Source organism: Duganella sp. LjRoot269, from assembly GCF_964254095.1.
In the GTDB taxonomy this organism is placed as follows: domain Bacteria; phylum Pseudomonadota; class Gammaproteobacteria; order Burkholderiales; family Burkholderiaceae_D; genus Rugamonas; species Rugamonas hordei.
On the sequence record NZ_CAXUSL020000001.1, the window covers coordinates 1560412 to 1577199 of the forward strand.

At 64.1% G+C, this 16788-nt stretch carries 17 protein-coding genes; 14 read left to right on the plus strand and 3 right to left on the minus strand.

The annotated features are described in order from the left end of the window. The 10 genes from mraY to ACSQ3S_RS06945 all read left to right on the plus strand — a co-directional run bounded on the left by mraY (position 1) and on the right by ACSQ3S_RS06945 (position 11278). Entirely contained in the window at positions 1-1170 is a 1170-nt protein-coding gene (gene mraY, locus ACSQ3S_RS06900) for a phospho-N-acetylmuramoyl-pentapeptide-transferase (protein WP_176654638.1), read from the plus strand. Further along, entirely contained in the window at positions 1170-2678 is a 1509-nt protein-coding gene (gene murD, locus ACSQ3S_RS06905; protein ID WP_436141940.1) for a UDP-N-acetylmuramoyl-L-alanine--D-glutamate ligase, read from the plus strand. The genes mraY and murD overlap by 1 nt, the downstream gene beginning before the upstream one ends. Further along, entirely contained in the window at positions 2678-3898 is a 1221-nt protein-coding gene (gene ftsW / locus ACSQ3S_RS06910) for a putative lipid II flippase FtsW (protein ID WP_176654636.1), read from the plus strand. Before murD ends, ftsW begins: the two co-directional genes overlap by 1 nt. Continuing rightward, on the plus strand, positions 3895-4962 hold the full coding sequence (gene murG, locus ACSQ3S_RS06915) for an undecaprenyldiphospho-muramoylpentapeptide beta-N-acetylglucosaminyltransferase (RefSeq protein ID WP_436141941.1): 1068 nt from the start codon (positions 3895-3897) through the stop codon (positions 4960-4962). Before ftsW ends, murG begins: the two co-directional genes overlap by 4 nt. Then, positions 4959-6350 (plus strand): UDP-N-acetylmuramate--L-alanine ligase, encoded by a 1392-nt coding sequence (murC, locus tag ACSQ3S_RS06920; protein WP_176654635.1) that lies wholly within the window; start codon positions 4959-4961, stop codon positions 6348-6350. Before murG ends, murC begins: the two co-directional genes overlap by 4 nt. A gap of 2 nt (positions 6351-6352) precedes the next feature. Then, positions 6353-7312: a D-alanine--D-alanine ligase gene (locus ACSQ3S_RS06925; protein ID WP_176654634.1), complete on the plus strand. Its 960-nt coding sequence runs from the start codon at positions 6353-6355 to the stop codon at positions 7310-7312. 8 nt (positions 7313-7320) lie between these two features. Further along, the gene (locus ACSQ3S_RS06930; RefSeq protein ID WP_176654633.1) at positions 7321-8112 is read left to right on the plus strand and encodes a cell division protein FtsQ/DivIB; all 792 of its coding nucleotides are present in this window, start codon (positions 7321-7323) and stop codon (positions 8110-8112) included. A 10-nt stretch (positions 8113-8122) separates the two neighbouring features. Further along, entirely contained in the window at positions 8123-9355 is a 1233-nt protein-coding gene (ftsA, locus tag ACSQ3S_RS06935) for a cell division protein FtsA (RefSeq protein WP_008445439.1), read from the plus strand. A 110-nt stretch (positions 9356-9465) separates the two neighbouring features. Further along, a complete protein-coding gene (ftsZ, locus tag ACSQ3S_RS06940) occupies positions 9466-10692 on the plus strand; it encodes a cell division protein FtsZ (protein ID WP_176654632.1) in 1227 nt (408 codons plus the stop codon). An 82-nt stretch (positions 10693-10774) separates the two neighbouring features. Beyond that, positions 10775-11278, plus strand: a complete 504-nt coding sequence (locus tag ACSQ3S_RS06945; protein ID WP_176654631.1) for a peroxiredoxin — start codon at positions 10775-10777, stop codon at positions 11276-11278. Positions 11279-11328: 50 nt separating this feature from the next. On the opposite strand, the gene ACSQ3S_RS06950 is transcribed toward ACSQ3S_RS06945, so the two are convergent. Both ACSQ3S_RS06950 and ACSQ3S_RS06955 read right to left on the minus strand, forming a co-directional pair. Next, positions 11329-11796, minus strand: a complete 468-nt coding sequence (locus ACSQ3S_RS06950; protein WP_436141942.1) for a DUF2244 domain-containing protein — start codon at positions 11794-11796, stop codon at positions 11329-11331. 56 nt (positions 11797-11852) lie between these two features. Continuing rightward, positions 11853-12629, minus strand: coding sequence for a class I SAM-dependent methyltransferase (locus ACSQ3S_RS06955; protein WP_436141943.1), 777 nt, complete (start codon positions 12627-12629; stop codon positions 11853-11855). A gap of 91 nt (positions 12630-12720) precedes the next feature. On the opposite strand from ACSQ3S_RS06955, the gene ACSQ3S_RS06960 reads away from it, so the two are divergent. From ACSQ3S_RS06960 to lpxC, 4 genes are all read left to right on the plus strand, one after another. Then, positions 12721-13491, plus strand: a complete 771-nt coding sequence (locus ACSQ3S_RS06960; RefSeq protein WP_436141944.1) for a helix-turn-helix transcriptional regulator — start codon at positions 12721-12723, stop codon at positions 13489-13491. A 75-nt stretch (positions 13492-13566) separates the two neighbouring features. Continuing rightward, a complete protein-coding gene (locus ACSQ3S_RS06965) occupies positions 13567-14112 on the plus strand; it encodes a DUF2867 domain-containing protein (RefSeq protein WP_436141945.1) in 546 nt (181 codons plus the stop codon). A 204-nt stretch (positions 14113-14316) separates the two neighbouring features. Further along, positions 14317-15159 (plus strand): DMT family transporter, encoded by an 843-nt coding sequence (locus tag ACSQ3S_RS06970; protein WP_176654626.1) that lies wholly within the window; start codon positions 14317-14319, stop codon positions 15157-15159. Positions 15160-15182: 23 nt separating this feature from the next. Then, complete coding sequence (lpxC, locus tag ACSQ3S_RS06975) at positions 15183-16118, plus strand: UDP-3-O-acyl-N-acetylglucosamine deacetylase (RefSeq protein ID WP_176654625.1); 936 nt, start codon at positions 15183-15185, stop codon at positions 16116-16118. Here the strand turns inward: lpxC and ACSQ3S_RS06980 are convergent. After that, positions 16115-16597 carry a DciA family protein gene (locus tag ACSQ3S_RS06980; protein WP_436141946.1) on the minus strand — a complete coding sequence of 161 codons (483 nt, stop codon included), beginning with the start codon at positions 16595-16597 and terminating at the stop codon, positions 16115-16117. The two genes, lpxC and ACSQ3S_RS06980, sit on opposite strands and share 4 nt — an antisense overlap. Positions 16598-16788: the final 191 nt, after the last annotated feature.

Consider the following 16788-nt stretch of genomic DNA (forward strand, 5'->3'; position numbering starts at 1 on the left):
ATGCTGCTCTGGCTCGCACAATATTTCCAGCAGGACCTCGGACCACTCCGCGTCTTCAACTTCATCACCTTCCGCGCCGTCTTCGCGACGATCACGGCGCTGGTCATCGGCCTGGGCGCCGGCCCGGCCGTGATCCGCAAACTGACGGCCATGAAGTACGGCCAGGCCGTGCGCACCGACGGTCCGCAAACCCACCTGAAAAAACACGGCACCCCGACCATGGGCGGCGTGCTGCTGCTGATCGCCATCGGCGTGTCGACGCTGCTGTGGTGCGACCTGTCGAACCGACTGATCTGGCCTGTGCTGGTGGTCACGCTGGGCTTCGGCGCGGTCGGCTGGGTCGACGACTACCGCAAGGTGGTGCGCCAGGATCCCGAAGGCATGCGTTCGGCGGAAAAATACTTCTGGCAGTCGCTGGTCGGCGTGGCAGCGGCGTTGTACCTGGCGTTCTCGGTGTCCGCGCCGAACGCGGGCAAGGTGTTTGAGCTGTTCTTCGCCTGGGTGCAGTCCGGCTTCTCGATGGATCTGCCGCCGAAGGCCGACCTGATCGTCCCGTTCTTCAAGACCATCAGCTATCCGCTGGGCGTGTGGGGCTTCATCGCGCTGACCTACTGTGTCATCGTCGGCACCAGCAACGCCGTTAACTTCACCGATGGGCTGGACGGCCTGGCGATCATGCCGACGATTATGGTCGGCTCGGCACTGGGCCTGTTCGCCTACCTGACGGGCAGCGCGACGTATTCGAAGTACCTGTTCATTCCGCACATTCCCGGCGCGGGCGAACTGATTATCTTCTGCGGCGCACTGGCCGGCGCGGGTCTGGCTTTCCTGTGGTTTAACACGCACCCTGCGCAAGTATTCATGGGCGACGTCGGCGCGTTGGCGCTGGGCGGCGCGCTGGGCACCATCGCCGTGATCGTGCGCCAGGAAATCGTCTTGTTCATCATGGGCGGCATCTTCGTCGCTGAAACGCTGTCCGTGATTATCCAGGTGGGCTGGTTCAAGATCACCAAGAAGCGCTTCGGCGTCGGCCGCCGCGTATTCCTGATGGCGCCCTTGCATCACCACTTTGAACAAAAAGGCTGGAAAGAGACCCAGGTCGTCGTGCGTTTCTGGATTATCACGATGATGCTGGTACTGATTGGTTTGTCTACGCTGAAGCTGCGCTGATGATTTACGAAGGCAAAAACGCACTGGTATTGGGACTGGGTGAATCCGGTCTGGCGATGGCGCTGTGGCTCGCCCGCAGCGGCGCGCGCGTGCGCGTTGCCGATACCCGTGAGTCGCCGGACCGCCTGCCTGCGTTGCGCGAAGCGATCTCCGACGTGGAATTCATCGCCGGTCCGTTCGGCGCTACGCTGCTGGATGGCGTGGACTTCGTCACCGTCAGCCCCGGCCTGGCGCCCGGCCGCGAACTGAAAGAGATCGCACCCGCCGCCGCCGCGGCGAACATCCCCGTATGGGGCGAGATCGAATTGTTCGCGCAGGCGCTGGAAGCGCTGGAAAATGAACGCGCCTACACGCCCAAGGTCATCGCCATCACCGGCACCAACGGCAAGACCACGGTCACCACGCTGGTCGGCCAACTGTGCGAACGCGCCGGCAAGACGGTGCGCGTGGCCGGCAACATCAGCCCTGCAGCGCTGGACGTGCTGCGCGAAGTGATGGATAACGAAGCGTTGCCCGAAGTGTGGGTACTGGAATTGTCCTCCTTCCAGCTGCAGACCACCTACACGCTGGAAGCGGATGCCGCCACGGTGCTGAACGTGACCCAGGACCACCTGGACTGGCACGGCGACATGCCGTCCTACGCCGCCGCCAAGCACCGCATCTTCGCCGCCGACACGGTACGCGTCCTGAACCGCGACGACGCCACCGTCATGCGCATGGCCAGCGCCACCGGCGTCAATGTCACCTTCGGCACCGACGCGCCGACGCTGCGCGACGACCTTGGCCTGAACAACGAGCGCGGCGTGCTGTGGCTGGCCACCGCCGTTCCGGCCGAGGAAGAGGGCGAACCGAAGAAACGCAAGAAGAACGATCCACCGCCACCGCCGGTCGAGTGCATGGTCAAGAACCTGATGCCGGCCGACGCGTTGCAGATCCGCGGCGTGCACAACGCATCCAACGCGCTGGCCGCGCTGGCGCTGTGCCGCGCCATCGACCTGCCGCTGGCGCCATTGCTGCACGGCCTGCGCGAGTATCGCGGCCAGCCGCACCGCGTGGAGCTGGTCGGCGCCATCAGCGAAGTCGAGTACTACGACGACAGCAAGGGTACCAACGTCGGCGCCACCGTGGCCGCATTGAACGGCCTGGGCAAGGCCTTCGCCGGCGCGGAACAGCGCCTGGTGGTCATCATGGGCGGCGACGGCAAGGGCCAGGACTTCACGCCGCTGGCCGAGCCGGTATCGCGCTATGCGCGCGCCGTGCTGCTGATCGGCCGCGACGCGCCGCTGCTGCGCACCGCGCTGGAGCCATCCGGTGTCGAGCTGGAAGACTGCGGCACCGACCTGCCGCTGGCCGTCAAGCGCGCGAGCGAACTGGCGCAGGCCGGCGACGCCGTGCTGCTGTCGCCGGCCTGCGCCAGCATGGACATGTTCAAGAACTACGCGCATCGCGCCCAGGTGTTCATCGACGCCGTGCGCGATATCGCACTCGACGCAGGACAGGAGATCTGATGGCCTTCCAGCTGCCGTTCCGCTTCGCTGAAAAGTCGACAGGCATGTCGATGGACAGCCGCGCGCGTCAGTCGAAGATGATGGAATACGACCAGCCGCTGGTCTGGGTCACGCTGTTGCTGATGCTGTTCGGGATGGTGATGGTGTATTCGGCCTCGATCTCGCTGCCGGATTCGCCGAAATACGTCAACTACGTCCGTTGGCAGAACACCTACTTCCTGCAGCGGCAGGCGATGTTCATCGTGGTTTCGCTGGTCGTCGGCCTGTTCGTGTTCCGCATCCGCATCGCCGATTTGCAGAAGGCCGCGCCTTATCTGTTCGCCGGTACGCTGGTGATGCTGTTCCTGGTGCTGGTGCCCGGTCTGGGCTCGGTGGTCAACGGGTCGCGCCGCTGGCTGTCGCTGGTGGTGATCAAGATCCAGCCGTCGGAGCTGATGAAGGTGGTCGCCGTGCTGTACGCCGCCGACTACACCGTGCGCAAGCAGGAATACATGCACAAGCTGACCAAGGGCTTCATGCCGATGGCCGCGGCGGTCGGCGTGGTCGGCCTGCTGCTGCTGCTGGAGCCGGACCTGGGCGCATTCGGCGTGATCGTCTGCATCGCGATGGGCATCCTGTTCCTGGGCGGGATCAACGCCGTCTGGTTCGGCGGCATCGGCCTGGTGCTGGTGGCGATCTTCGGGTCGATCATCGCGCTGTCGAAGTTCCGCCGCGAGCGCTATTTCGCCTACCTCAATCCGTGGGAAGAGGACAACGCATTGAACAAGGCTTACCAGCTGACGCACTCGCTGATCGCTTTTGGGCGCGGCGAGTTGTTTGGCGTCGGCCTGGGCGGCAGCGTGGAAAAGCTGCACTACCTGCCGGAAGCGCACACCGACTTCATCATGGCGGTGATCGGCGAGGAACTCGGCCTGGCCGGCGTGCTGGTGGTGATCGCGCTGTTCTACTGGATCGTCAAGCGCGCCTTCGACATCGGCCGCCAGGCCATCGCCATCGACCAGACCTTTGCCGGCCTGACGGCCAAGGGCATCGGCATCTGGATCGGTGTGCAGACGTTTATTAATATGGGTGTCAACCTTGGCCTGCTGCCGACCAAGGGCTTGACCTTGCCGCTGATGAGCTATGGCGGCACGGGTGTTGTGATTAACTGCGTCGGGCTCGCGATCCTGCTCCGGATCGACTACGAGAACCGGGTCCTGATGCGTGGTGGCAGATTATGAAACGATTGATGATTATGGCGGCCGGTACGGGCGGTCATATTTTCCCCGGCCTGGCGATAGCGCAAACCATGCGCGCGCGCGGCTGGGAAGTGAGCTGGCTGGGCACTTCCGCCGGCATGGAGCAGGATCTGGTGCCGAAGCACGGCATCGCGATGGACAGCATCGACTTCACCGGCATGCGCGGCAAGGGCATCAAGCATTCCCTCGCCGGCGCGCTGAAGATGGTCAAGGCGTTCGTCGACTGCTTCGGCTTCATCGGCAAGCGCAAGCCGGATGTGGTGATGGGCATGGGCGGTTACGTGACGGTACCGGGCGGCTTGATGTCGCGCGTGCGCGGCGTGCCGCTGGTGCTGGTCAATGCGGATGCGGCGCTGCTGCTGTCGAACAAGACGCTGGTGCCGTTCGCGGACCGCGTGTGCTTCGGCTTCCCCGCCAATTTCGGCAAGGCCGCCAGCAAGGCTGTCGTCACCGGCAACCCGGTGCGCAAGGAGATTTTGGACATGCCGATGCCTGCGCTGCGCTTCGCCGGCCGTGAAGGCCCGCTGCGCATCCTGGTGGTGGGCGGCAGCCTCGGGGCGAAAGCGCTGAACGACAACCTGCCGGCCGCGCTGGCGTTGATCCCGGCCGCGCGGCGTCCGGTGGTAACGCACCAGTCGGGCAAGAAGAATATCGATGCCCTGCGCGCGGCGTATGCGCAGGCGGGTGTGGAAGCGAACGTGGTGGACTTCATCGACGACATGGCGGCTGCCTACAGCGCCGCCGACGTGGTGATCTGCCGCGCCGGCGCGATCACGCTGTCGGAACTGACGGCGGCCGGCGTGGCCAGCGTGCTGGTTCCGCTGGTCGCATCGACAACCAGCCACCAGCGCGAAAACGCGAAGTGGATGGCGAAACAAAACGCGGCGATTCATATGCCGCAGACGGAAATGAGCGCGCAAAGTGTGGCGACGCTGCTGGAAACGCTGACCCGCGGCGCTTGCCTGACCATGGCCAACGCGGCCCTGGGCGTCGGCAAGCGCGACTCCAACGACGCTATCGCCACCGTATTGGAACAGTTAGCATGAAACATAAAGTACAGAATATTCACTTCGTCGGCATCGGCGGCAGCGGTATGAGCGGCATCGCCGAGGTGCTGCTGACGCTGGGCTATACCGTGTCCGGCTCGGACCTGGGCAGCAACGCCGTCACGCAACGCCTGGCCGACATGGGCGCGCAGGTGTTCCAGGGCCATGCGGCTGAGAACATCGGCAAGGCCGACGCCGTCGTCACCTCGACCGCCGTCCAGCAGGACAATCCTGAAGTGGTGGCCGCGCGCAGCCGCAAGATCCCTATCGTTCCACGCGCGGTGATGCTGGGCGAATTGATGCGCCTGAAGCGCGGCATCGCCATCGCCGGCACGCACGGCAAAACCACCACCACCAGCCTGGTGGCGTCGGTGCTGGCGCAGGGCGGGCTGGATCCGACCTTCGTCATCGGCGGCCGCCTGACGTCCGCCGGCGCCAACGCCAAGCTGGGTACCGGCGACTACCTGGTCGCGGAAGCCGACGAATCGGATGCATCGTTCCTGAACCTGACGCCGATGATCGAAGTCATCACCAACATCGACGCCGATCACATGGAAACCTACGAGCATGATTTCGAGAAGCTCAAGCAGGCCTTTGTGAATTTCACGCACCGCCTGCCGTTCTACGGCCGCGCGATGCTGTGCATCGACGATCCGCATGTGCGGGCCATCATCCCGCAGGTGACCAAGCCGGTGACCACCTACGGCTTTGCCGAGGATGCGGAAGTGCGCGCCGTGAACGCGCGCGCAGTCGGCGTCGAGATGCACTTCACCGTGATCCAGGAAGGCTATCCGGACCTGGACGTGGTGCTGAACCAGCCCGGCCTGCACAACGTGCAGAACGCCTGCTCGGCGATCGCCATCGCGCGCGAAATCGGCATCGAGGACAGCGCCACCCAGGCCGGCCTGGCCGGCTTTGCCGGCGTCGGCCGCCGTTTCACCAAATACGGCGACGTCGCCATTCCAGGCGGCGGCACCTTTACGCTGGTCGACGACTTCGGCCACCATCCGCTGGAAATGGAAGTGACGATGGCCGCCGCGCGCGCCGCCTATCCGGGCCGCCGCCTGCTGCTGGCTTTCCAGCCGCACCGCTACAGCCGTACGCGGGACCTGTTCGAGGACTTCGTCAAGGTACTGGGCGCGCCGGACGTGCTGGTGCTGGCCGAAGTCTACGCCGCCGGCGAAGCGCCGGTGGTGGCCGCCGACGGCCGCGCGCTGGCGCACGCATTGCGCGCACGCGGCAAGACGGAACCGATTTTCGTGGAGGCGATCGGCGATATGCCGGAAACCATCATGAGCGTGGTGCGCGACGGCGACGTCGTGATGACCATGGGCGCAGGCTCGATCAGCGGCGTCCCGGCAAAACTGACTAATTACACTAAGGTCTGAAAGTGAATCACCTTACTTCTACTGACGCAAAAGCATACGGCAAGGTCGGCGTGCTGTTCGGCGGCCGTTCCGCCGAACGCGAAGTCTCGATCATGTCCGGCACCGGCGTTGCGAAGGCGCTGCAAAGCAAGGGCGTGGACGCCCACCTGTTCGACACCGGCGAGCGCTCGCTGGCCGAACTGGCCGCTGAAAAATTCGACCGCGTGTTCATCGCGCTGCACGGCCGCTACGGCGAAGACGGCAGCCTGCAGGGCGCGCTGGAACTGCTGGGCATACCCTACACCGGCAGCGGCGTGATGGCCAGCTCGGTGGGCATGGACAAGATCACCACCAAGATCGTCTGGCTGGCCGCCGGCGTGCCGACGCCGCGCTACGCGGTGCTCAACGCCGGCTCCGACCTGGACGCCGTGGCCGCCGACCTGGGCCTGCCGCTGATCGTCAAGCCGCCGCATGAAGGCTCGACCATCGGCATCACCAAGGTCAACGCCGCCGATGAACTGAAGGCCGCCTACGACATCGCCGCCGCGCTGGACGATTCGGTGCTGGCCGAGGAATTCGTCACCGGCCGCGAATTCACGGTCGCCATCCTCGGCTCGGGCGCTGCCGCGCGCGCGCTGCCGGTGGTGGAGATCGTCGCCCCGGAAGGCAATTACGACTACCAGAACAAGTACTTCACCGACGACACCAAGTATTTCTGCCCCGCCGCGCTGCCGGAAGCGCTGAGCGAAGAGATGCGCCGCATCGCCCTGCAAGCCTATCTGGCGCTGGGTTGCGAGGGTTGGGGCCGGGTCGACGTGCTGCTGCGCGAGCGCGATCAGAAGCCGTTCCTGCTGGAGGTGAACACTTCCCCTGGCATGACCAGTCATTCGCTGGTGCCGATGGCCGCGCGCGCGGAAGGCATCAGCTATGAGGACCTGTGCGTGGAAATCCTGCGCACGGCGCGCTTGAAGATGAAGGGATAAGCGGCAGGATGTGGCAAGACGCAAAAGCCTTGAATGCAACCGCCAGTGCCATTTTCGTGCTGGCGCTGTTGTCGTGCATCGGGGCCGGCGTGTGGTGGGTGGCGCAGCGTCCGATGTTCAACCTGCGCACCATCCGCATCGAGACGATAGGGCAGGACGAGTTAAAGCATGTGAATCACCTGACGCTGCGCAGCAACGCGCTGGGCCGCATCAAGGGCAACTTCTTCACGACCAACCTGGATGCGGTGCGCCAGGCGTTTGAATCGGTGCCCTGGGTGCGCCGCGCAACGGTACGCCGCGAATGGCCGGACCAGTTGATCGTGGCGCTGGAAGAGCATGAGGCGTTGGGAACGTGGGGCGAGGACGGCAAGCTGCTGTCGACCAAGGGCGATGTGTTCACCGCCAACCTGGCCGAGGCGGAAGAGGACCACACGCTGCCGGAGTTCGATGGGCCGGACGGCAGCGAGAAGGAAGTGCTGTCGCGTTACGACGAGCTGCGCGCGTGGTTCGCACCGCTCAAGCTGGTGCCGGAGTCGCTGTCGCTGTCGGGCCGGTATGCGTGGACGGTGAAACTGAGTAACGGCATGAGCGTGGCGCTGGGGCGCGAACAGACCAGCACCACGTTGAAGGAAAGGGTGGACCGCCTGACCGGGATTTATCCGCAGCTGGTGGAGCACTTGCAGAACATCGACACGATCGATATGCGGTACCAGAACGGGCTGGCCCTGAGCGCGACGGGATTGAAGATTCCGACAGAGGGAACCAAGCCAAAACCGATAGTGAAGAAAAAAATTCAGTAGGCAGAGATAAATGACTAAAGACGCTAAAAACCTGATCGTTGGCCTCGACATCGGCACCTCGAAAGTGGTGGCCGTGGTGGCCGAGGTGATGGGCGATGGACGCCACGAAGTGATAGGCCTGGGCCAGCACGAGTCCAAGGGCCTGAAGAAAGGCGTGGTGGTCAACATCGAAGCGACCGTCGAATCGATCCAGCGTGCGCTGGAAGAGGCGGAGCTGATGGCCGACTGCAAGATCCGCAATGTCTATGCCGGCATCGCGGGCAGTCATATCCGCAGCTTCAATTCCAGCGGCATGGTGGCGATCAAGGACAAGGAAGTGACGGCGACCGACGTGGCGCGCGTCATCGAAACGGCAAAGGCGGTTAACATTCCGACCGACCAGCAGCTGTTGCATACGGTACCGCAGGAATTCATCGTCGACAGCCAGGAAGACGTGCGCGAACCGATCGGCATGAGCGGCATCCGGCTGGAAGTCAAAGTCCATATCGTGACCGGCGCCGTGTCCGCGGTGCAGAACATCGTCAAGTGCGTGCGCCGCTGCGGGCTGGAAGTGTCGGACCTGATTTTGCAGCCGATGGCTTCGGCCGACGCGGTGCTGACGCCGGACGAGAAGGAACTGGGCGTGGTGCTGATCGACATCGGCGGCGGCACCACCGACGTCGCCGTGTTCTCGGACGGCGCGATCCGCCACACCGCCGTGATCCCCATCGCCGGCGACCAGATCACCAACGACATCGCGATGGCGCTGCGCACGCCGACCTCGGAAGCGGAAGAGATCAAGATCCGTTACGGCGTGGCCAAGCAGGTGCTGGCCGATCCGGGCGAGACGCTGGAAGTGCCGGGCCTGGGCGACCGCGGTCCGCGCAACCTGTCGCGCCAGGCGCTGGCCGCCGTGATCGAGCCGCGCGTCGAGGAGCTGTTCGCGATGGTGCACCAGGTGGTGCGTGAATCCGGCTACGAAGGCGTGCTCTCCTCGGGCATCGTGCTGACCGGCGGCACCGCGATCATGCCGGGCATGGTCGAGATGGCGGAAGACATTTTCCTCAAGCCGGCGCGCCTGGGCACGCCGGACTACCGCGGCCAGCTGGCCGACGTGGTGCGCAGCCCGCGCTACGCGACGGTGCTGGGCCTGTTGTTGGAAGCGAAAAAGCAGTACCTGCGTGGCCATATCGTCACGCGGCAGGATGGATCGGTAAAGGCAGTATGGCAGCGCATGAAGGAATGGTTCCTCGGTAATTTTTGAAGTAAAACGCGACGTTTTTTTAATATTGAAACCGCAGTTTTCAATCCCCAGTTCTTCTAAAAAATATGAGGACTGGCGCTTGAAAACCGCATTCTGATAGGGAGTACATCATGGAGTTTGATATGGTCGATAACGCAGCTTTGGGTACCGTCATCAAGGTCGTCGGAGTCGGCGGAGCAGGTGGCAACGCAGTTCAACACATGATCAACAAGGGCATGTCCGGCGTGGAATTCATCGCCGCGAACACCGACGCCCAGGCGCTGTCGACCTCCAAGGCCGACAACATCATCCAGATCGGCGAGACCGGTCTGGGCGCCGGCATGAAGCCTGACGTCGGCCGCAAGCTGGCCGAGGAATCGCGCCAGCGCATCGAAGACTCGCTGCGCGGCGCGCACATGGTGTTCATCGCCGCCGGCATGGGCGGCGGCACCGGCACCGGCGCCGCGCCGATCGTGGCGGAAATCGCCAAATCGCTGGGCGCGCTGACCGTGGCCGTGGTGTCGAAGCCGTTCTCGCACGAAGGCCAGAAGTGCATGGACATCGCCGACGAAGGCCTGGAAGCCCTGTCGGCCAACGTCGACTCGCTGATCGTGATCCTGAACGAGAAGCTGGAAGAGATCTACGAAGACGAATCGCTGATCGAATGGCTGCAGCACGCCGACGATGTGCTCAACAACGCCGTTGCCGGTATCGCCGAGATCATCAACGTTCCGGGCCACATCAACGTCGACTTCAACGACGTCAAGACCATCATGGGCGAGCAGGGCAAGGCCATGATGGGCACCGCGACCGCGTCCGGCGTCGACCGCGCGCGCATCGCCGCCGAGCAGGCCGTGGCCTCGCCGCTGCTGGACGGCGTCGACCTGTCGGGCGCGCGCGGCGTGCTGGTCAACGTGACCGCCTCGCGCGGCCTGAAAGGTAAGGAGATCAAGGAAGTCATGGCCGCCGTGCGCGCGTTTGCGGCGCCGGACGCGTCGATCGCCCAGGGCATCGCCTACGACGACGACATGGGCGACAACATCCGCGTCACCGTGGTGGCGACCGGCCTGGGCAAGGCCAAGAAGCACGTGCAGCTGGTTCCTCAGCAGATGCTGCGCACCGGCACCCACAACAGCCCGATGATGCCATCGGCTGCACTGGGCGGCGGCGCCGCTTCGGCGGGCGTGTCGATGGGCGCGACCGGCGGCATGGGCGGCGGTGCATCGCCGGCCTTCGACGGCATGAAGGCGCCGGCGGTATGGCGTCGCGAATCGGCTTCCGAACAGGTGCGCGCGATGGAGAAGAATGGCATGGAGACCTACGACATTCCAGCCTTCCTGCGCAAACAGGCCGATTAAGGCATACTGCTCGTTCTATGCCGGTGAAAGCCGCGCTTAGGCGCGGCTTTTTTACGTTCAACATTCATAAAAGGAGTCATACATGACCATCAAGATTGGCGACACCCTGCCAGAAGGCACCCTGTCCGAATTCATCGAAACCGAAACCGAAGGCTGCTCGCTCGGCCCGAACACGTTCAACGTACAAGACCTGGTCAAGGGCAAGAAGATCGCGATCTTCGGCCTGCCAGGCGCCTACACCCCGACCTGCTCGGCACAGCACGTGCCAGGCTACGTCAAGCACGCCGCCGACCTGAAAGCCAAGGGCGTCGATGAAATCTGGTGCATCTCGGTCAACGACGCCTTCGTCATGGGCGCCTGGGGCCGCGACCAGAAAGCCACCGGCATCGTCCGCATGATGGCCGACGGCAACGCCGCCTACTCCAAGGCCCTGGGCCTGGACGCCGACTTCAGCAAGTTCGGCATGGGCACCCGCTCGCAGCGCTACTCGATGCTGGTCGACAACGGTGTCGTGACCCAGCTGAACATCGAACAGGGCGGCAAGTTCGAAGTGTCGAACGCCGAAACCCTGCTGGCCCAGGCCTAATCGCCGGTCCGGCTGGATGCGGTAGCAAAACGGCGCTGCGGCGCCGTTTTTTATTGCCGGCCGTGACTGCTCAAGCATGTCGACAGCTCGTCGGCCAGCTTGCGCCGCTGGGCTGAACTCAGGAAGCGGCCCACTTCGATCTGCTCGCCACGGTCTTCGAGATGGATGGGATCGCTGTCGCCGCTTGGCGGCAGCAGGCGGGTGGTAGGGGGATGCAGGCGCCGTTCGCTGCGCTTGCTGCCCCGGCGCTGCTCGACCATGATGGCGGCGGGGGAAATGTCGATGCGGTCGTAGTCGCCGCGATGGCGGGCGCAGTAGCTGAGGCAGGCCGCCAGCGCCGCCTGCTCCAGCACCGCATAGACCAATACATACCAATAGCCTTGCCACAGGAACGCCAGCGCCACCAGCCCCGACGGCACGCACAGCGTCACGAACACCAGCGCCAGTTGACGCTGGGTCAGTGTGCAGCGGCGCTCCAGCAGCCAGCTGCGCGGTTCCGATGGCACATCGCGCGGCATTGCATTCTCCCTGAACGTAGGAGAAGTATAGCGTTGTTCGCCCGCGCGGGGCCGCCTCAGTAGATGTCGCCGAAGTCGTGTTTGGCCTTGAACAAGGTCGAGTCGATCGAGAACGAGCAGTCGGGCTGCACGGCGAAGTATTGCAGCGTCTCTTCCGGCGCGGTGCCGAACAGGCTGCGGATCGCCGTCACCCGCTCGGCCGGCGTGCGCATGCGGGCGGTCCATTCGTCGAATTTCATCTCCAGCTTCCAGTCGCTGACGCGCTCGCATTTGAAGCCCGCGCCGGCCAGCATCGCGCACCATTCGGATGGCCGGTAGTCGCGCACGTGCGAGCCGTCGCGCAGCAGTTCGACCGCTTGCAAGGTGGTGTCGTGCAGCGGATTTTCCGGCGCGGTGATGTCGATGACGACGAACAGGCCGCGTGGCTTGAGCACGCGCTTGACCTCGCGCAGCGCGGCCGGCACGTCGAACCAGTGGTGCGCGGAAAAGCGCGTGACGACCATGCAGAACGAGGCGTCGGCAAACGGCAGCTGGCTGACGTTGCCTTGCCGCGTGGCGATGTTGGTCAGTCCGCGCTCGCGCGCCGCGCCGGCCGCCACTTCCAGCATTTGCGCCGACAGGTCGAACGCCGTCACCGATTCCGCCACCGGCGCCACGGCGAAGCCGGCGTGGCCGGCGCCGCAGCCCAGGTCCAGCACGATCGGCGGGCGCGGCAGTGCGGCGGCGAGCTCGCGCAGCGCGGCCAGGTCGGCCCCTTGCGAGTGGACGGTGCTGGTCAGGTAGGCGCTGGCGGTATTGCCGAACTGCTGGGCGACGACGGCTTGCTGTTGCATGGTTTTCTCCAAAAGTTGTGCGAGTCAGGGCAGAATAGGCGTGTTTTTATCCTGTAACAAGGCAAGTACTTATCCTGGTATAAGGACTACCATGCACAACAAACTCGGCGAATTCATCCGTGCACACCGGGAGCGCACCACTCCGGGCAGTGTGGGCCTGCCCGGCGGCGGCCGGCGCCGCACGCCCGGCCTGCGGCGCGAAGAGTTGGCGCAACTGTGCGACGTGAGCCCAACCTGGCTGACGTGGCTGGAGCAGGGCAGGGCGGTGCAGGCGTCCAGCAAGATGCTGGCGCGGCTGGCGGAAGTGCTGCAACTGTCGCCCGCCGAGCGCGCCTACCTGTTCGGCCTGGCCGACCGGCTCGATCCGCATCACGACGACGGCGGCGGCACGGCCGAAGCGCTGGACGCGATCGTCATGGCCATCGGCGCGCCGGCCTACATCCTCGACCGGCAATGGGATGCGTTGGCGTGGAATCCGCAGGCGGCACGGTTGTTTGCCGGCTGGCTGCCGTCGCAGCCGCAGCAGTCCCGGCCCAATCTGTTGTACTACATGTTCGGCAATGCGGCGGCACGCGAGCTCATCGTCGACTGGCCGGAGCGCGCCCGGCGGCTGGTGGCCGAATTCCGCGCGGACATCGGCCGCCATGCCGGTGAGCCGCCGCTGGCCGGGCTGATCGCCGAACTGTCAGAGGCCAGCGCATTCTTCGCCGAACTGTGGACCTTGCAGGACGTGGTCGGCCGGGAAGGCGGCCTGCGCCGTTTCCGCCATCCGCTGCAGGGCGAGCTGAGCTTCAATCAAGTGACGCTGCACCCGGCCAAGCGGCACGATCTGAAGTTGGTGATGCTGCTGCCGCAGACTTGATTGGCCTGGCAACGACGATAGGAATTTGATGTTATAGTTTCTGCATCGTTCTGACGTTCCACTTATGGTTGACACATGCCGATCGAACTCAGCTTTGCAACGCCGGTTGCGCTTCCCGCGCAGTCCAGCATCACCGACCTCTACCAGTCGGTCAACCTGGCCGACGCATTTGCCATACGGCTGCCGTCCGGCGCCTCCGGTGATCCGGATCTGCTGGCCCGGTTCATCTTTGCGCATCAGCCTTCATGGATAGGGAAACTCACCACTCTTCGCGATGTGATCGTTGCCGGCTTTGGTCTGAAGACCGCCAGGCATCTGGCAACCCTGGCCCATGATGCGAGGGCTGAGCGGCTTGGCATCTTCAAGGTCTACCGCACCAGCGAAACTGAGATTGTGATGGGCGAGGACGATATGCATCTCGATTTCCGCGTGTCGGTACTGTGCAGCGGCAGGCCGGAGGCCGACGGCGGGCGCGAGCTGACCGTCTCGACGGTGGTCCATTGTCACAATCTGCTGGGGCGGGTCTACCTGTTTTGCATCGCGCCCATGCACCGCATGGTCGTCAAAGCCAGCCTGCGCCACGCTGCGCATATCGGCTGGCCGGTCACGGCTTTAGAGTGAGCTGCCGGAAACTTTACTGAGAGGAGCACGGGAATAGCAAGGAAAGTAGCCCCTTGCTATAATCGAAACGACCGGGCACAGCCTGCCGGTCCTGGCTCCGGACGTCGCCATGATGACGTTTCCAGTGGTCCTCCCCGGACCTGTTGCAAGGAGCTTCCCCTGTCCTCCGTCACCCGCTCAGAAAACCTGCGCAGCATCTACGCGATGCTGGCCGCGGTCGCCATGTTCTCGTTCATGGACACCACCATGAAGCTGCTGTCCGCCCACTATCCCGCCACGCAAGTGACCGCCATGCGCGCCCTCAGTTCGCTGCCGCTGCTGTGCGGCTACATGCTGTATCGCGGCGCTTTCCGCGGCATCTTCCGCGTGCGCTGGGGCATGCATATTTTCCGCAGCCTGCTCGGCATCGCGATGTTGACCTCGTTTGCCTTTGGCCTGAAGGCGCTGTCGCTGGCCGAAGCGTATTCGATCTTCTTCATCGCGCCGTCGCTGATCACCGCGCTGTCCGTATTCATATTGAAAGAGAAGGTCGGCATCGGCCAGTGGGTGGCCATCGCGGTCGGCCTGCTCGGCGTGCTGGTGGTGCTGCGTCCCGAGGGGACGGGCTTCCTGTCGCTGGGCGGGCTGGCGCTGCTGGGCTCGGCAGCGTGCTACGCGCTGTCGGCCGTCGTCAGCCGCATGCTGGCGCGCACCGACAGCAACGAGTCGATGATGTTCTGGTATTTGCTGCTGATGGCGGCCGGTGGCCTGGCGATGTCGGTCCAGCACTGGGTGCCGGTGCGCGCCGAGGACGGCTGGGTGCTGCTGGCGCTGGCGCTGAGCGGCTTCCTCGGCCAGTTGGCGATCACCCGCGCCTTCAGTTCCGGCAAGGCCTCGGTGGTGGCGCCGTTTGAATACTCGGCGCTGGCCTGGGGCGTGGCGATCGACTGGCTGCTCTGGCAGACGCTGCCGGACGGTTACACGCTGCTGGGCGCCGCCATCATCATCGGCAGCGGCATCTACCTGGTGCGCCGCGAAGCGGTGCATGTCGAAGCTGAGCATCCTTAACTACAGTTCGCTATAATCGCCGGATGTTAAAACAACGCACCATCAAAGAACTGGTCCGCACCACGGGTGTGGGCCTGCACTCCGGCACCAAGGTCGAGCTGACCCTGCGCCCGGCCGCGCCCGACACCGGCATCGTGTTCCGCCGCGTCGACCTGACGCCCATCGTGGAATTTCCGGCCAGCGCCATGGCGGTGGGCGACACCCGCATGGCGTCCGTGCTGGTCAAGGACGGCGCCCGCGTGTCGACCGTCGAGCACCTGATGTCGGCCTGCGCCGGCCTGGGCATCGACAACCTGTACATCGAAGTCAGTGCCGAGGAAATCCCCATCATGGACGGCTCGGCCTCGTCTTTCGTGTTTTTATTGCAACAGGCTGGTGTGCTGGAACAGCCGTCGGCCAAGAAATTCATCCGCGTGCTGAAACCGGTGGAAATTCGCGAAGGCACGGGCGACAAGGAAAAATGGGCCCGGCTGACCCCGTACAACGGCTTCAAGCTGGACTTCTTCATCGAATTCAACCATCCGGCGGTCGACGGCACCCAGCAGCGCGCCCATGTGGACTTCGGCGACGTCTCCTATGTGCATGACGTGGCGCGCGCCCGCACCTTCGGTTTCATGCAGGACGTGGAAATGCTGCGCGGCATAGGCCTGGCGCGCGGCGGCTCGCTGGAAAACGCCATCGTGATGGACGAGTACCGCATCCTCAATACGGACGGCCTGCGCTACGACGATGAATTCGTGCGCCACAAGATCCTCGACGCGATCGGCGACCTGTACCTGGTCGGCCATCCGCTACTGGCCAGCTACGAGGCGCACAAGTCCGGCCACGCGCTCAACAACCAGCTGCTGCTGGAGCTGCTGAAGCATCCGGAGGCGTATGAAATCGTCTCGTTCGAGACTAACGAGGTGGCTCCGCCCTCGTATCTGCGCCAGATGGCGCGCGAGTGGGCACTAACTTAAGAAGTTTGGCGGCGACGCGCCACCATGGCCTTCAGCGCCGCGATCAGGGTGGCGTTCTGTGGCGTGGCCTCCAGCGTATCGCCCAGCTCGTCGAAGGCCGTGACGGCCGCATCCGACAGCGATAACGAGCGCATCTGCTCCTTGATCTCGGCCGGCTTGGTCATCTGCACCTTTAATTTCACGCCGTGCACCTGCCAGCCGCGCCTGGCCAGCGTCTCCTGCAGCTTGGGCAGTTGCTGCTTGAGCTTGGCCGCCAGCGACGCGTTCGGCAGCGACAAGGTCAGCTGCCCATCCTCGAACGCCAGGATTTCGCAATACTTGAACATGGCCGGCAGGGCCGCCGCGCAGTCCTTTTGCAGCGAGGCCATGCGTTCTATGGCGGGCAGCAATGCTGCCATTTTGTCATCGCGGCGCAGGAAATCGGTCGCCTCGACGGCGGTGCGGCGTTTGATGGACAGGTTGGAAGAGTTGAAGCGCATGCACAGCAACATATCACAGCGGCAAAAAAACGTCACCACCGGTTAAAATGCCTTGATTTTGTGACATTGTTCACTGTTGGGCTATTGTTATATAAGCCAATAACCCAATGTAGGCGCGGACGCATGATAAAATCACCGTCTTTTGCCATAGTCGAACTCCGTGCGGTAAGGCGTTTTTCACCTACAGAGCT

Excerpts from the sequence above, each read along its gene's own strand:
- ACSQ3S_RS06945 (WP_176654631.1), top strand. The coding sequence starts at position 10,775 with ATGACCATCAAGATTGGCGACACCCTGCCAGAAGGCACCCTGTCCGAA.
- mraY (WP_176654638.1), top strand. The coding sequence starts at position 1 with ATGCTGCTCTGGCTCGCACAATATTTCCAGCAGGACCTCGGACCACTC.
- murG (WP_436141941.1), top strand. The coding sequence starts at position 3,895 with ATGAAACGATTGATGATTATGGCGGCCGGTACGGGCGGTCATATTTTC.
- ftsZ (WP_176654632.1), top strand. The coding sequence starts at position 9,466 with ATGGAGTTTGATATGGTCGATAACGCAGCTTTGGGTACCGTCATCAAG.
- lpxC (WP_176654625.1), top strand. The coding sequence starts at position 15,183 with ATGTTAAAACAACGCACCATCAAAGAACTGGTCCGCACCACGGGTGTG.
- ACSQ3S_RS06960 (WP_436141944.1), top strand. The coding sequence starts at position 12,721 with ATGCACAACAAACTCGGCGAATTCATCCGTGCACACCGGGAGCGCACC.
- ACSQ3S_RS06955 (WP_436141943.1), bottom strand. The coding sequence starts at position 12,629 with ATGCAACAGCAAGCCGTCGTCGCCCAGCAGTTCGGCAATACCGCCAGC.
- ACSQ3S_RS06965 (WP_436141945.1), top strand. The coding sequence starts at position 13,567 with ATGCCGATCGAACTCAGCTTTGCAACGCCGGTTGCGCTTCCCGCGCAG.
- ACSQ3S_RS06950 (WP_436141942.1), bottom strand. The coding sequence starts at position 11,796 with ATGCCGCGCGATGTGCCATCGGAACCGCGCAGCTGGCTGCTGGAGCGC.
- ACSQ3S_RS06980 (WP_436141946.1), bottom strand. The coding sequence starts at position 16,597 with ATGCGCTTCAACTCTTCCAACCTGTCCATCAAACGCCGCACCGCCGTC.
- ACSQ3S_RS06970 (WP_176654626.1), top strand. The coding sequence starts at position 14,317 with ATGCTGGCCGCGGTCGCCATGTTCTCGTTCATGGACACCACCATGAAG.
- ACSQ3S_RS06930 (WP_176654633.1), top strand. The coding sequence starts at position 7,321 with ATGTGGCAAGACGCAAAAGCCTTGAATGCAACCGCCAGTGCCATTTTC.
- ftsW (WP_176654636.1), top strand. The coding sequence starts at position 2,678 with ATGGCCTTCCAGCTGCCGTTCCGCTTCGCTGAAAAGTCGACAGGCATG.
- murD (WP_436141940.1), top strand. The coding sequence starts at position 1,170 with ATGATTTACGAAGGCAAAAACGCACTGGTATTGGGACTGGGTGAATCC.
- murC (WP_176654635.1), top strand. The coding sequence starts at position 4,959 with ATGAAACATAAAGTACAGAATATTCACTTCGTCGGCATCGGCGGCAGC.
- ftsA (WP_008445439.1), top strand. The coding sequence starts at position 8,123 with ATGACTAAAGACGCTAAAAACCTGATCGTTGGCCTCGACATCGGCACC.